Genomic DNA, 13,958 nt, shown 5'->3' on the forward strand with positions numbered 1-13,958 from the left:
CGTGAAGGAAACATGCGGCAGTCTGTTACTGGACAAACACACCCGAAACCCCGAACCCATCCGTCAGTAAAAACGATGACGGCAAGCACAACGCAGACCTTGCGTTCCCGAAAATCGGTTTCATCCGTGTGAGCAGATTGGGGGGTTGGTGGCGGAGACGAAGGGATTCGAACCCTCGAAACGCGTTAACGTTTACTCCCTTAGCAGGGGCGAGGAACTATGCATTTTTTGTGAGTCAAATTAGTCACTTAAGTTGCGTTTCGAAAATGGCTGCACGGATTTTGCACGGATCGCGCAATTCGAGGGGTGTTTCCATACAGCAAAATACTTAGTCAAATAGGTCGCAGAGCAGTGCTCGATCTAATAAGCGCATGCCTGGCAACAAATTGCATCAAGTCTACGTATGCCCATAGGTCTTCCTCAGCTGTGGAGAACGGTAGGAGCATTTCTGATCCAGTGGTTTCGAAATCATTCTTTGTATGCACAATGCGGCAACGGATATCGTACAAAAGCTCGGCGATATCTGGCCGATGGTCATGCTCTTTCCTATTCAGATTTACCGTCTTGTCCGTGATCCCTTTGTGCTTTTTTTCAACAATTTTAGCGATGTCTTCATTATCATCAAAATACTCTCTAACGTCATCCAATGAGAGAACCTCTGCGACAGTTGCCTTCATTTGGTCACGTTCACTGCTTCCAGTTCGGCCCCCGCCCGAAATAGACGAAATGAGTTTCGTCAGGTCTGACTCCCGATCAACTCTAAAGGTAGGGTTTTTGAGGATTTTCCTCGCAGTTCTTACCGCTTCAAGTTTGGAGAAATTCGGGAAATAGTACTCAGCCACTTGATAATATGCTAGAAACTGCAACAGCGGCATGCCACGAGCACTTTTAGCATACCAATACAAAGATATTGGCGCACTGTCGTACTCGTAAGTCGGAAATTGTAGAGAGGCCATGTCATCCGAGCCAGACGCCATGCGTCTGATTGGGCGACGCCTACGCAAACTCTTCCTAAGCGACAGTGTGATACCTCGCTCCATATCAATTTGAAAAAACAGGGAATTTGAAATCGTTTCGAGATGATGCAGTGCCGAATCGTGACCCAGTGGTTTGTTAAGAAACAATTTGATGCTCAATGCGTTTTGCCGGCGCATCGTTGGACGTAAAGCCAAAACTTGAAGCTCCTTAGTCCCATTCGATATCTCCAAATGAACGCCGTCCGGACCCTCAGCTTGTAAGGTAATTTCCTCACTTTCCTCCCCATCCACCTCTTCATCACCTGAAAAAGTTGATGAGAAACCAAGTTGTCTTCTTATCGCAGAAGTGCCCATCAGATCTCTTGATGAAAGGGCTGCTTCAATCGCTCCGATCTTGAGGTCAACAATCGCTTCATAGTCACCCAAGAACGAATACTTCTCGAACTCTATTGATTGAAGTTCTTCAGCTTTGTCGTTTGAGGAAACTAAAATGGGTCTCGTTTCTTTTCCACAGGGAATCTGTACATATCGAAGAGTTCGAACTTCGTCTGGGTACCTTACCTCTCGATCTTCTACTTCGAGACCGGCCTCCTTGGCCCGTTGAATCAATACCTCAGTAATGTCTGTGTCGGTCATAATTTTCCTCAATGAATAGCATCCACTCACCAATGCAAAGCTTCTGGCGAGAGATTCTTCTATTCGATCAAATTGACTTGTGAAGTCCGCATGGGCAACCACTCAATCCGTGGGCTTTGACATAGCTGGCGTCATCTTTCAGTGAAATTAGGAAAGCACTTTTCAATTGGACTCGGCTGCAGTTATTGGACCGAACCCGGAACGGACTGCACGGATTTTGCACGGATAATCCGTGCAGTATGCATCAATTCACCTTAAAATGCGGTAAAACACATTAAATGGTTTTGAGCAAAGCATCTCTAGAGAACCTTGAAAATACATTTGTTTTCAGTGAGTTATGGCGGAGACGAAGGGATTCGAACCCTCGAAACGCGTTAACGTTTACTCCCTTAGCAGGGGAGCGCCTTCGACCACTCGGCCACGTCTCCGCCGACGCGTATAGCCGGGGGTGGCAGGGGATGACAAGTGGAAAATCCGCGCCTTTCAGGGCCTCAGACGTAACGGGCCCAGTTTTCTTCTATCGCCTCTGCGCCGCGCAGCATTTCCCGTTCGAATGTCATGGCAAGCGCCAGCTGCTGGCCTGCCTCGGCGATGGCGCGGGCCTCGGAATCATGCGCTCGCACCCAGGCGAGTTTTTCCTCCAGGTCACTCAGATCGGCCCGGATCGGCACATAATGCTCAAACGGGCGCAGATCACCGTAGTACCATTGCCGATAGCCAAAGGCGCTGCCCACTTTCAGCACGCAGCACCCCATCAGAAGGCGGTGGAAGAAATTGTCCCAGGTACAGGAGAACCCGTCGATATCCACGGCAAATTTCTTGCCAAACCAATCCGTTGCGGGGATGCGGTCGCGGATCAGCCCGGCCTGTTGCAAAGCGGCGTAGCGGTGATCGTCCTGCGGATGGCGAAAGGCAAAGTCCAGCTCGGTGCCCTTGGCGCGTTCCGCCAGGTGCAGGCGCTGGATTGTCTTGGGGTGCGTCATCAGGTGCGGAAACACCGTGAAATAGCCGTTCCCGGTGACCCCGCCGCGCCAGACAATGTCTTCGGTCCTCTGATCCCAGGGCACGGACAGGTCGGTCACCTTCTCGCGCATGTCGCGGAACCCGTGCGAGCGGAAAAAGTACCAGTCCGGCAGTGTCGTGATCGGCTCCCAGTTGGTGCAATACATGAAGCCCGCGTTGCTGAAGTAGTCGCCGTCAGAGACGTTGACGACAATGCGCCCAACCCCATCGCCGGCGCGGGCGCGGGCAAACAGCGCCGGGGCGATCTTGCCAATGGTTCTGACGAATTGCGGGTGCTTCCACGACAAGAGGTCGTTCGAGTAGATCAGTTCAAAACCGCCCGGGATCGGGTCAATCGCCACGTCCCATACAAAGGACATGTCATCAGAATGGCGGACGCGAAACCTGGGAGCGGCAGCATCGGCCTGCCGCATCCAATAGATGATCTCGCCCCATTTGCGCAATCCCGTCAGTGACCGCCGCATATCCGTCTCTCCTCAAGAGGGCCGTTGCGCCGGTCGTGACGCCTCAGGTGTTGAACAGAAAGTGCATGACGTCTCCGTCTTTCACTTCGTATCCCTTGCCCTCGGCGCGCATCTTGCCAGCTTCTTTGGCGCCCTGTTCGCCATTGCAGGCGATAAAGTCGTCATATGCAATGGTTTCCGCGCGAATAAAGCCTTTTTCAAAGTCGCCGTGGATCACGCCAGCCGCCTGGGGGGCCATGGTGCCCTGCTTGATGGTCCAGGCGCGGGCCTCTTTCGGGCCGACGGTGAAATAGGTTTCCAGATGCAACAGCTCATAGCCCGCGCGGATCAGGCGGTCCAGCCCGGCCTCTTCCAGCCCCATTTCTTCGAGGAACATGGTGGCTTCGTCGTCTTCCAGCTGGCTGATCTCTTCTTCGATCTGCGCCGAGATCACGACGTGGCTGTTGCCCTGAGCCGCGGCCATTTCGGCCACTTTGGCAGAGTGTTCATTGCCCTCGGCCGCCTCGGATTCGCCGACGTTGCACACAAAAAGCACCGGCTTTGTGGTCAAGAGCTGCAGCATCTTCCACGCCTTGGTGTCGTCTTCGGACACCTCGACCACGCGGGCAGGCTGACCCTCTTCCAGCACGGCAAGCGCGTCTTTCAACAGACGTTCCTGCTGCATGGCTTCCTTGTCGCCACCGCGCACCTTGCGCACAAGACCCTGCAGGCGCTTTTCGATGCTTTCGATATCGGCGAGCATCAGCTCGGTTTCGATGGTTTCGGCATCAGCCACCGGATCGACACGGCCTTCGACGTGAGTCACGTCGCCGTCCTCAAAACAGCGCAACACATGGGCAATGGCGTCTACTTCACGAATGTTGGCGAGAAACTGGTTGCCAAGCCCCTCGCCCTTGGACGCGCCCTTCACAAGGCCCGCAATGTCCACAAAGGTCATGCGTGTCGGGATGATCTGTTTCGACTGGGCAATCGCCGCCAGCTTGTCCAGCCGCGCGTCGGGCACGCCCACTTCGCCGACATTCGGCTCGATCGTGCAGAACGGAAAGTTCGCAGCCTGCGCCGCCGCGGTCTTGGTCAGCGCGTTGAACAGCGTGGACTTGCCCACATTCGGCAGCCCCACAATCCCCATTTTAAAGCCCATATCGGCCTCCAGTGTCACATTTGAGTGTGCTTCTAGGGTTAGACTTAGGGCGACGCAAGCCATGTGTTAGGCTGCGCTTCAGGAGGAAATTTTCATGGCATTCATTCCCTATCTCAATTTCGATGGCAATTGCGCCGAGGCGATGCAGTTCTATGCCGATCTCTTTGGGGCCACCGATGTGCAGATCATGCGCTATACGGATGCCCCTGCCAGCGAAGGCCTGCCGCCGTCAGACCGTGTGATGTATTCCCACATCATGCTGGGCGACGCCTGTTTGATGGCCTCGGATCATCCCCCTGGAATGCCTGCAGAGGCCATGGCCGCGGTCTCGGTCAATCATCCGGTGGCCGATAAGGCCGCTGGGCAAAAGCTGTTTGATGCGCTGGCTGAGGGTGGCAGCATCATGATGCCCTATGAAGAATCCTTCTTTTCCCCGGCATTTGGCATGGTGACCGACCGTTTCGGCACAAGCTGGATGATTGGCGTACTGACAGATTGAGGAGACACATGATGCGCGAACATGATTTTCAAAAGTTCTACTACCGCAAGGTGGCTTTGGGCGAAGGCTGCGGCTGCGCCGAGCGGGTCATCGATGTGCACGAGTTTGACCGCCTGAGCAGTCGGCCGAAAATCCGCGCGTTTGGCGGGCGCCCTTCGTTGTTGCGGCGCATGATTGCGTTGTTTCGCAGGGACACAGGTAAATCGGATGTGACGGAGGATTGATTTCCCCGGCGGATTTGGGCACATCGGTCTGCGACAGACATAAGGGGTGCCCATGACTCGCATCGATCAGAAATTCGCCGACCTGAACGCCAAGGGCAAAAAGGCCTTTGTGTCTTACGTGATGGCGGGGGATCCCGACTATGACACCGCGCTCGAGGTGGTCAAGGGCTTGCCAGGTGCCGGTGTGGACATCATCGAACTGGGTTTGCCCTTTACCGATCCCATGGCGGATGGCCCGACCATTCAGCTGGCCGGTCAGCGCGCGCTCGAGGCAGGCATGACCCTGCAACGTACGCTGGATATGGCGGCCGAGTTCCGCAAGACCGACGACACCACACCCATTGTTCTGATGGGGTATTACAACCCGATCTACAATCGCGGCGTCGAGACCTTTCTGGCGGACGCCAAGGCCGCAGGGATTGACGGGTTGATTGTTGTCGACCTGCCCCCCGAAGAGGACGAGGAGCTTTGCATTCCCGCACAGGCTGCGGGGTTGAACTTTATCCGCCTTGCCACCCCCACCACGGATGAAAAGCGTCTGCCCAAAGTGCTGCAAAACACCAGCGGTTTCGTGTATTACGTCTCGGTCACCGGCATCACCGGTGCAGCCGAGGCGCAGGCGGCAGACGTCGGCCCGGAAGTGGCCCGCATCAAGGCGTCCACCGACCTGCCTGTGATCGTCGGCTTTGGCATCAACACACCCGAGAAATCGCAGGCCATCGCCAGCGTTGCCGACGGTGCTGTGGTCGGATCGGCCATCGTCAGCCAGATCGCTGCGGGCAAGCCGGTGGACGAGGTTCTGGCCTTTGTGAAATCGCTGGCCGACGGCGCGCACAGCGCCTGAGCCGGATGTATCCCCTCGCCCTTGCCACGGTCCGGCGCAACATCGCCTTTTATGCGGTTGTCGTGCTGGTTGTGGTGATGCTCGAGATGCTGATGTCCTCGGTTGGCGTGGTGACGCTGGTCTTTGCGGGCATGACCATGCTGTACACGCATCGCATGATCCAGCTGGGCGAAGTGTTTCGCTGGTCTGACCCCCTGCCGACACGCGGCGCGGATGACTCGCGCATCCCGCTTTTTGGCTATGTGCTGCGGTTCATGGCCTTTTTCATCGCGCTGATGCTGGTGATGACTGGCGGGTTCATGGCTTTGAACGCGGCTGGCATTCTCGACCCTGACGCCTTTTTGGCTGAGATCGAACTGGCCCTTTGGGGCGTGGTTTTGACGGTGCCCGCCTTTGTGCTGATCTTTGCGCTGATCGGCACCACCCTGCCCGCCTGTGCCGAGCGGGGCGACACATCGCTTGGTGCGGCCCTGCGGCGGGGTCGCGCGACCTTTGCAAAAACGGCCATGAACCTGTTGATAGGCCCCCTTGCCGTCAGCTTCATCGGTTTCATGGTGCTGGGGCAAGCCGGTTGGATGATCGGATCGCTGGGTGACAGCCTGATCCCGCGGGTGCTGTTTCGCACCCTGGCAACGGTGCTGACGATTCTCCCGGCCATGCTCGCCGCTACGGCTCTCAGCATCGCCTACATGCACGAAAAACCGCGCTGATACGGCCTGTAACCCACATGTTTTGAACCAATTTTCCAGCGACACCGCTGGAATTGGTCATATGTGCGCATTGCTGCACTTGCCAAAAATAGACCATATTGGTAAAGAACATTTACCAATATGAGGGAAAGTGAGCCAAAATGCCCGTCATTACCTGCATCGACGACCTGAAACGCATCTATCACCGCCGCGTGCCGCGCATGTTCTATGACTATGCCGAGTCGGGCAGCTGGACGGAACAGACCTTTCGCGAAAACACCTCGGATTTTGACAAGATCTACCTGAAACAGCGCGTTGCCGTGGATATGACCGGTCGCTCGACCGCCACCCAGATGATTGGCGAAGAGGTTTCGATGCCTGTCGCGCTTGCCCCGGTCGGCCTGACGGGCATGCAATGCGCCGATGGTGAGATCAAAGCCGCACGCGCGGCCGAGAAATTCGGTGTGCCCTTTACGCTGTCCACCATGTCGATCAACTCGATCGAGGAAGTGGCCGAGGCGACCAGCAAACCGTTTTGGTTCCAGCTCTACACCATGACCGATACGGATTACGTCAGCCGCCTGATCCAGCGCGCCAAGGATGCCAAGTGTTCGGCCCTGGTCATTACGCTTGATCTACAAATCCTGGGCCAGCGTCACAAGGACCTGAAAAACGGTCTCTCGGCTCCGCCCAAACTGACCCCGTCAACCATTGCCAACCTGATGACCAAATGGTCCTGGGGCATCGGGATGCTCGGCGCCAAGCGGCGCAACTTTGGCAACATTGTTGGCCATGTGGATGGCATTTCGGACGCCGCCGATCTGGGCGCATGGACCAAGGAGAGTTTCGACCCCACCCTGGATTGGGGCAAGATTGCCAAGCTGAAAGAGGACTGGGGCGGCAAGGTCATCCTCAAGGGCATTCTGGATGCCGAAGACGCCAAGATGGCGCTCAAGGTCGGCGCGGATGCCATCATCGTGTCGAACCACGGTGGCCGCCAGCTGGATGGCGCGCTGAGTTCGATCCGTGCCCTGCCCTCGATCCTCGAAGCGGTCGGCGACCAGGTCGAAGTGCACCTCGACAGTGGTATCCGTTCGGGTCAGGACGTGTTGAAGGCCGTCTCAATGGGGGCCAAGGGCACCTATATCGGACGCGCCTTTGTCTATGGTCTGGGGGCAATGGGGCAGAAAGGCGTGGAGACCGCTCTGGAGGTGATCCGCAACGAATTGGACATCTCCATGGCGCTGTGTGGTCGTCGTCGCATAGATGAACTTGGCCGGGATATCCTGTTGATTCCCCAAGATTTTGAAGGGCGCTGGCAAAGCTGACCTGTCACCAACCCCTTTGACTTGCCCCGGCTGGCGCGCGATAGTGCGCCTGTCAGGCAGGTAGTGATCCATGTTGGTTTTTTACAAGCAGAAGCTCGCATATTTTGCGGTTCCCAAAACCGGAACACAGGCGCTGACCGGCGCCCTGCGCAAACACGCAGATATCGCCTTTGGCAAGCGGTACAAACACATGACGGTGGGCAAGTTCCACAAGGGACTCGCGCCTGCGCTGGAAAGCTCGTTCAGGCTGCGCCCGGAACGCTTTGCCGTCATGCGCGAGCCTTTGGACCAGCTGCGCAGTTGGTACAACTTTCGCAAGCGCGACAAGATTCGCAACTCGGTCCACAGCACGGTGGGCATCAGCTTTGACGAATTTGTGCTCGACGTCATCTCAGACAAACCGCTCGTCGGCCGAGGTGTGGGATCACAGTTCAACTGCCTGTCGACCCGAAGTGGCAAGGTCCCCGTGCACCACCTGTTTGCCTACGAGTCCCAAAGCCTCTTGCTGGACTTTCTCGAAGAGCGTTTTGAAACCGAGATCACGCTTCAGGCCAGGAATGTCTCTCCCAAAGGCGATGCGGAACTTTCTTCCGAAGTCGAAGCCAAGCTGCGCGCCGCGCGGTCCAGGGACTTTGATCTTTATGCGCGGATTCAGGATGCAGGCGGCATTCTCAGAGACTATACCGAAGACTGACGCCAAACGCGCGAAAAACCCTGCAAAATCGGGGAAAACCCGTGCGAATCCCCTTTCCAACAAGCCAAAGCTGCGCTATAGGCGCGGCTTCACGCGGGGCTACAGCCTTGGAGGAGCCCCGCCCTAACCATATTGGAGAATTCAAATGGCTGGACAGATCCCTGATCTTCATGCCGAAGTCCGGACGGGGACAGGCAAGGGCGCCGCTCGTCAAGCACGTCGCGACGGCTTTGTACCTGGTGTTGTTTATGGCGGCGAAACTGACCCGCAAGCGATCCAGATCCCGTTCAACGTTCTGCTGAAAAAGCTGAAGCAAGGCCGCTTCCTGTCGACCCTCTTCAACCTCAAGGTTGAAGGTGAGGAAGACGTGCGCGTCATCTGCCGTGGCGTTCAGCGCGACGTTGTCAAAGACCTGCCGACCCACATCGACCTGCTGCGCCTGCGCCGCACCTCGAAAATCAGCCTCTTCATCCACGTTGAGTTCATCAACGAAGAAGAAGCCCCCGGCATCAAGAAGGGTGGCGTTCTGACCATCGTCCGTCCCGAGGTTGAGCTGAACGTGACCGCCGGTGACATCCCCGAAAAGATCGTTGTCGATCTTGCGGGTATGGAAGTGGGCGACATCGTGCACATTTCGGATGTAACCCTGCCGGACGGCGCCAAGCCAACCATCGACCGCGACTTTGTGATCGCCAACATCTCGGCTCCGTCGGGTCTGCGTTCCTCCGAGAACGAAGAAGGCGACGAAGACGAAGCCGTGGAAGAGGCCGCAGAGGAATAACCCTCGGCGCCACTTTACTGGCATCGAATTGGAAAACGCGGCCCGTTTGGCGCCGCGTTTTTCTTTTGGTTGACGCGAATTGGGCCGGTTGATTGCGTCCACGCCCCCGCGCATCTATAGATCGTGGAAACCTTCAACACGCGGACGGCAGGCCATGAAACTCTTTGTGGGGCTGGGCAATCCCGGCACAAAATACGCGGGCAACCGCCACAACATCGGCTTTATGGCGCTTGAGCGCATTGCCGAGGATCACGGCTTTGGTCCGTGGAAATCCAAGTTTCAGGGCACCATCAGCGAAGGCCGTCTGGGTGGCGAAAAGGTCATGCTACTGCGCCCCGAAACCTTCATGAACCTCTCGGGTCAATCCGTGGGCGAAGCCATGCGGTTTTACAAACTCGACTCGACCGATGTGACCGTGTTCCACGACGAACTCGACCTCGCCCCCGGCAAGTGCCGGGTCAAGGCGGGGGGCGGCCATGCGGGCCACAACGGCCTGCGTTCGATCCACCAGCATATCGGCCCGCATTATGACCGCGTGCGCATCGGCATTGGCCACCCCGGTAACAAGAACGCGGTCTCGGGCTATGTGCTGCGCGACTTTGCCAAGGCGGATCAAGACTGGCTGGACGATGTGCTGCGCGGAATTTCGGATGGCGCGGGACATCTGGCCGACGACGACACCGGCAAATTCATGAACGCCGTGGCGCTGCGCGTGAACCCGCCGCGCTCCTCGACCTCCAAACCGAAACCCAAACCCGAAGGCGACACGGCCGCCGGGGCAAACCCCGCCGCCCCCACGCCAACAGACGACGCCCGCAGTCCGCTGCAAAAGCTCGTGGACAAGTTCCGATGACGGCGGCGTTGCGCGCGGCGTTTCTAGAACAGGCGGGCCATTGCGAAGGGCTGGACAGCCCGTTCATGGGCCGTCTCCTGCGCCTGCTCGCCGCCCGCTGGCCTGACGATACGAAGCTGGCCGAGAAACTTGCCAACTGGTCGGGTGACATCGGCCCCATGGCCGCTTCGCTGCCGCTGCGCGTCTGTGGCGGTCTGCACGCCTTGCGCCTCAGGGGGTTGGATACGGGGCTGGAGGCCACCTATCCCCCGGCCACGGTTAGTGACGACACCCTGTGGCAAGCGGTCGATACCGCTCTGCACACCCATGACGCCTTCATGTGCGACTGGGTCACCCATGCGCCCCAGACCAACGAGGTGCGCCGCGCTGCGGCCCTTATCGCCGGGGCGTCGCTCATTGCCACCCGACACGCGCTGCCTCTGCGCCTGTCGGAACTGGGGTCAAGCGGCGGGCTCAACCTGATGTTCGATCAATTCGCGCTGGAGATTGGCGACGCCCGTTACGGCCCCGGCACCGCCCCGTTTACCCTCGCGCCCCGGTGGCAAGGCCCCGCCCCTGCCCCCGTCACCCTGCCCGTTGCCGAGCGGCGCGGCGTGGACCTTAACCCGCTCGACGCGCATAACCCCGAGGACGCCCTGCGCCTGATGGCATACCTCTGGCCGGATCAGGCCGAACGTTTGCAGCGCACCCGCGCTGCCATCGCGCTGCAGGACGCGCCGGTGGACCGTGCCGACGCCATCGACTGGCTGGACACCCGCCTGCCCCATGTGCCCGGTCAACTGCACCTGATCTATTCCACCGTGGCCTGGCAATATTTTCCGGACGCCGCCCAGAAACGCGGTACCGCCCTGATCGAAACCGCAGGCGCGACGGCCACGGACGCCCACCCGCTGGGCTGGCTTTCGATGGAAACCGACAACAGCGACCTGCCCGGCGCGCGGCTGACCCTGCGCCTCTGGCCCGGGGATGAAACCCACGATCTGGGCCGCATCGATTTCCATGGCCGTTGGGTGGATTGGCAGGGGCCAACCCGCCTCACCTAACGTAAGACTTGCCAAAAGCATCGCTTCCGAGTGCTATTCGGCCAAAAGGGGAGAGAACACCATGCGGACCTTTGGCAAATGGCTTGGCCGAATCCTGTTGCTGTTGATCGTAGCGGCGGCTGCAATCTATGTCTGGAAACGTGAAGAAATTCACCGGCTGATGGCGGTGAACACGCTGTTTTCCGAGGAAAAAATCGTCACCAACTTTTCCAACATGAATGCCGCCTTCCTGACGCGTGAAGTCTCGCGCGGAGACGGCCCTGTCTCGGACCTGCCGCGCGGCGCTGACGCGCCCATGCCTGCTGACCTCGCCCCTTGGACCGAGGCACGCTCAGTCACCGGTCTGGTTGTGCTGAAAGACGGCGCCCTGGTTCATGAAAGCTATTATCAGGGCACCACGCCCGAAGATCGCCGTGTTTCGTGGTCCGTTGCCAAATCCTACCTGTCGGCGCTCTTTGGTGTTGTCGTTGCCGAAGGTTTTATCGACAGCCTCGACGATCCGGTGACAAAGTATGCGCCCTCGCTCAAAGGCACGGCCTACAATGACGCGACCATCCGTAATGTCTTGCGCATGTCGTCGGGCGTCACATTTGACGAGGACTATCTCGACTTTAACTCTGACATCAATCGCATGGGCCGGGTCATTGCGCTTGGCGGCACGATGGACGGCTTTGCCGCAGGCCTGACCGAGACCTTTGTCGCCCCCGGCACCCAATGGCAATATGTCTCGATCGACACGCATATTCTGGGCATGGTGATCCGTGGGGCCACTGGTCGCCACATCGCAGGTCTTTTGTCGGAAAAGATCATCCAGCCACTGGGTTACGAAGAAAGCCCCTATTACATCGCGGACGGCGTTGGCGTGGCCTTTGTGCTGGGTGGTCTCAACATCCGCACCCGCGATTACGCCCGCTTTGGGCAGATGTTCCTGAACCACGGGCGCTATGGCGGCAAACAGGTGGTGCCTGCCAACTGGGTCGCCGAAAGCACCGTGCCAAGTGCCAAGACCGCACCGGGCAAGCTGCAGTACGGCTACCAGTGGTGGATGCCCAAAGATGCGCGCGAGGGTGAGTTTTTTGGCATCGGCATCTACGGGCAATACATCTATATCAACCGCCCGATGGGTGTTGTGATCGCGATGAACTCAGCCGACCGCAAGTTCAAAGAGGATGGCGTCACCGACGGCAACATCGCCATGTTCCGCCGCATCGCCGAAGGTCTCTGACACAAACGCAATTGGCGCAGGCGCGCTCTTGCCCTAGATTGTCTGTCATCCGACAGCAGGAGCGCGCCAATGCAGATGGAACCCTCGGTCAACGTGCTGGGCACCACCCTTGAGATGTGCTCGCGCGATCCCGTCACCGGATTCTTTCGCGATGGCCATTGCAACACCTGCTACGAAGATCAGGGCCTGCACACGGTCTGCGCGGTGATGACGGCCGAGTTCCTGGCCTTTTCCAAGTACGTCGGCAACGATCTCTCTACCCCGCGTCCCGAATTTGGTTTTCAGGGCCTCAAACCCGGCGATCAATGGTGCCTATGTGCCTCGCGCTTTTTTCAGGCCCATGACGAGGGCTGCGCCCCGAGGGTCCGGCTGGAGGCCACCCATGAAAAGACGCTGGACGTTGTGCCGCTTGACGTTTTGCAGGAACACGCCGCCGATTGACGCAACAAATCCTTCTAGAAGGATTTGCCACCCAGAGAATTTTCTAGAAAATTCTCCTCCCGGACCTTGAGCAACGGCCAGCCCGCCTCAGGCCTCAGCCAGAAGATCGTCGATGAACAGGCTCAGCAGCTGCGCCCGCCCGCTGACCCCGGCTTTTCGGTAAATCGCGTTGCTTTGCGCCTTCACCGTGCCCTCCGAGGTTTCACGCAGGCCTGCAATCTCTTGCAGCGACAACCCCTTGAGCGAGAACAGCGCCACGTCACGTTCGGCCGGAGTGAGCCGCCATTCGGAAAATTTTTCTTCAAGAACATCGTGAAAGGCGGTCTGTACGACCCGCAGGCTTTCCTCGGCCTCGCGCCTGCGTTCGGCTGTGCGGCGAAGCACCACCCACCCCAGGACAACGCCCAGCACCAGCCCGATTGCAGCGCCCAGTTCCAGCATCTCACGGGCTTGCCAGCTGATCGGGACCGAGCGCACGCCTAGAACGTTCAGCAGGATGTCAGACACGAAGAAAATGGCACAGGCCCCCTGCACAAGGATCAGGAGGAGCATCAGAAAACCGGGTTTCACTCTGGCCCCCTCTGATCAAGAGGACCGTGGCACAACGGGTCAATCATCGCCATCGTCGCCCCCGTCGCCGCCGCCATCATCTCCGCCGTCATCACCGCTGTCGTCGCCGCTGTCATCGCCGCTGTCGTCGCTGCTATCGTCGCTGCTGTCGTCGTCTCCCCCATCATCGCCGTCGTCGCTGCTTTCGCCGTCCTCGCCGGAGTCCCCTCCCGCGGAATCGTCCTTGTCGCGATCATCCTCATCCTCTTCAAAGAGGTCTTCAAAGGCGTCTTCCTTGGTGCGCCGATGGTCTCGAAGAACCTCGCCGGTACGTGGATTCAGGATAATTTCGCGGGTTTTTTGGGGTGCGGTTGCAAAGATGCGTGTGCGGCCCAGCCAGGTACGGGACACCTCAATCTCGGTATAGCCATGACGGCGCAGCTGTTCGACCACCCGATCCGCCGCAGTATCGGACAAGGCGGGCCCGGCTGCGACCAGCAATACGATCCCAAGATATTTCAGTCTGTTCCAAGCCATGTTGTTTACC

The 13,958-nt window shown here is 58.3% G+C and carries 16 protein-coding genes and 1 tRNA gene; 11 read left to right on the top strand and 6 right to left on the bottom strand.

The window, feature by feature from the left end; all coding sequences use genetic code 11:
* Positions 1 to 332 precede the first annotated feature (332 nt).
* The 4 genes from EK369_RS13620 to ychF form a co-directional block, all read right to left on the bottom strand.
* The gene (locus tag EK369_RS13620) at positions 333 to 1,613 is read right to left on the bottom strand and encodes a hypothetical protein (protein WP_127114818.1); all 1,281 of its coding nucleotides are present in this window, start codon (positions 1,611 to 1,613) and stop codon (positions 333 to 335) included.
* Between the two features lie 338 nt (positions 1,614 to 1,951).
* Positions 1,952 to 2,041, bottom strand: a tRNA-Ser gene (locus tag EK369_RS13625).
* 63 nt (positions 2,042 to 2,104) lie between these two features.
* The gene (locus EK369_RS13630) at positions 2,105 to 3,100 is read right to left on the bottom strand and encodes a glycosyl transferase family 90 (RefSeq protein ID WP_127114819.1); all 996 of its coding nucleotides are present in this window, start codon (positions 3,098 to 3,100) and stop codon (positions 2,105 to 2,107) included.
* A 43-nt stretch (positions 3,101 to 3,143) separates the two neighbouring features.
* Positions 3,144 to 4,241, bottom strand: coding sequence for a redox-regulated ATPase YchF (gene ychF / locus EK369_RS13635; protein ID WP_127114820.1), 1,098 nt, complete (start codon positions 4,239 to 4,241; stop codon positions 3,144 to 3,146).
* Positions 4,242 to 4,335: 94 nt separating this feature from the next.
* On the opposite strand from ychF, the gene EK369_RS13640 reads away from it, so the two are divergent.
* From EK369_RS13640 to EK369_RS13690, 11 genes are all read left to right on the top strand, one after another.
* The gene (locus EK369_RS13640) at positions 4,336 to 4,740 is read left to right on the top strand and encodes a VOC family protein (RefSeq protein WP_127114821.1); all 405 of its coding nucleotides are present in this window, start codon (positions 4,336 to 4,338) and stop codon (positions 4,738 to 4,740) included.
* Between the two features lie 11 nt (positions 4,741 to 4,751).
* Positions 4,752 to 4,964, top strand: a complete 213-nt coding sequence (locus EK369_RS13645; RefSeq protein ID WP_164727001.1) for a hypothetical protein — start codon at positions 4,752 to 4,754, stop codon at positions 4,962 to 4,964.
* 52 nt (positions 4,965 to 5,016) lie between these two features.
* Complete coding sequence (gene trpA, locus EK369_RS13650) at positions 5,017 to 5,808, top strand: tryptophan synthase subunit alpha (protein WP_127114823.1); 792 nt, start codon at positions 5,017 to 5,019, stop codon at positions 5,806 to 5,808.
* A gap of 5 nt (positions 5,809 to 5,813) precedes the next feature.
* Entirely contained in the window at positions 5,814 to 6,518 is a 705-nt protein-coding gene (locus EK369_RS13655; protein ID WP_127114824.1) for a hypothetical protein, read from the top strand.
* A gap of 140 nt (positions 6,519 to 6,658) precedes the next feature.
* Complete coding sequence (locus EK369_RS13660; RefSeq protein WP_127114825.1) at positions 6,659 to 7,825, top strand: alpha-hydroxy acid oxidase; 1,167 nt, start codon at positions 6,659 to 6,661, stop codon at positions 7,823 to 7,825.
* Between the two features lie 70 nt (positions 7,826 to 7,895).
* A complete protein-coding gene (locus EK369_RS13665; RefSeq protein WP_127114826.1) occupies positions 7,896 to 8,519 on the top strand; it encodes a hypothetical protein in 624 nt (207 codons plus the stop codon).
* Between the two features lie 145 nt (positions 8,520 to 8,664).
* Complete coding sequence (locus EK369_RS13670) at positions 8,665 to 9,300, top strand: 50S ribosomal protein L25/general stress protein Ctc (protein ID WP_127114827.1); 636 nt, start codon at positions 8,665 to 8,667, stop codon at positions 9,298 to 9,300.
* Between the two features lie 154 nt (positions 9,301 to 9,454).
* A complete protein-coding gene (gene pth / locus EK369_RS13675) occupies positions 9,455 to 10,153 on the top strand; it encodes an aminoacyl-tRNA hydrolase (RefSeq protein WP_127114828.1) in 699 nt (232 codons plus the stop codon).
* Positions 10,150 to 11,196, top strand: a complete 1,047-nt coding sequence (locus tag EK369_RS13680) for a DUF2332 domain-containing protein (protein WP_127114829.1) — start codon at positions 10,150 to 10,152, stop codon at positions 11,194 to 11,196. The genes pth and EK369_RS13680 overlap by 4 nt, the downstream gene beginning before the upstream one ends.
* A gap of 61 nt (positions 11,197 to 11,257) precedes the next feature.
* Positions 11,258 to 12,421, top strand: a complete 1,164-nt coding sequence (locus EK369_RS13685; RefSeq protein ID WP_127114830.1) for a serine hydrolase domain-containing protein — start codon at positions 11,258 to 11,260, stop codon at positions 12,419 to 12,421.
* Positions 12,422 to 12,490: 69 nt separating this feature from the next.
* Entirely contained in the window at positions 12,491 to 12,862 is a 372-nt protein-coding gene (locus EK369_RS13690) for a DUF2237 family protein (protein WP_127114831.1), read from the top strand.
* An 87-nt stretch (positions 12,863 to 12,949) separates the two neighbouring features.
* On the opposite strand, the gene EK369_RS13695 is transcribed toward EK369_RS13690, so the two are convergent.
* Together EK369_RS13695 and EK369_RS13700 are read right to left on the bottom strand one after the other, a co-directional pair.
* Positions 12,950 to 13,432 carry a helix-turn-helix transcriptional regulator gene (locus EK369_RS13695; protein ID WP_235871428.1) on the bottom strand — a complete coding sequence of 161 codons (483 nt, stop codon included), beginning with the start codon at positions 13,430 to 13,432 and terminating at the stop codon, positions 12,950 to 12,952.
* 39 nt (positions 13,433 to 13,471) lie between these two features.
* Positions 13,472 to 13,948, bottom strand: a complete 477-nt coding sequence (locus tag EK369_RS13700; protein ID WP_127114832.1) for a hypothetical protein — start codon at positions 13,946 to 13,948, stop codon at positions 13,472 to 13,474.
* Positions 13,949 to 13,958 lie beyond the last annotated feature (10 nt).

The sequence above is a fragment of the Shimia sediminis genome, assembly GCF_003990645.1.
Lineage (GTDB): Bacteria > Pseudomonadota > Alphaproteobacteria > Rhodobacterales > Rhodobacteraceae > Shimia > Shimia sediminis.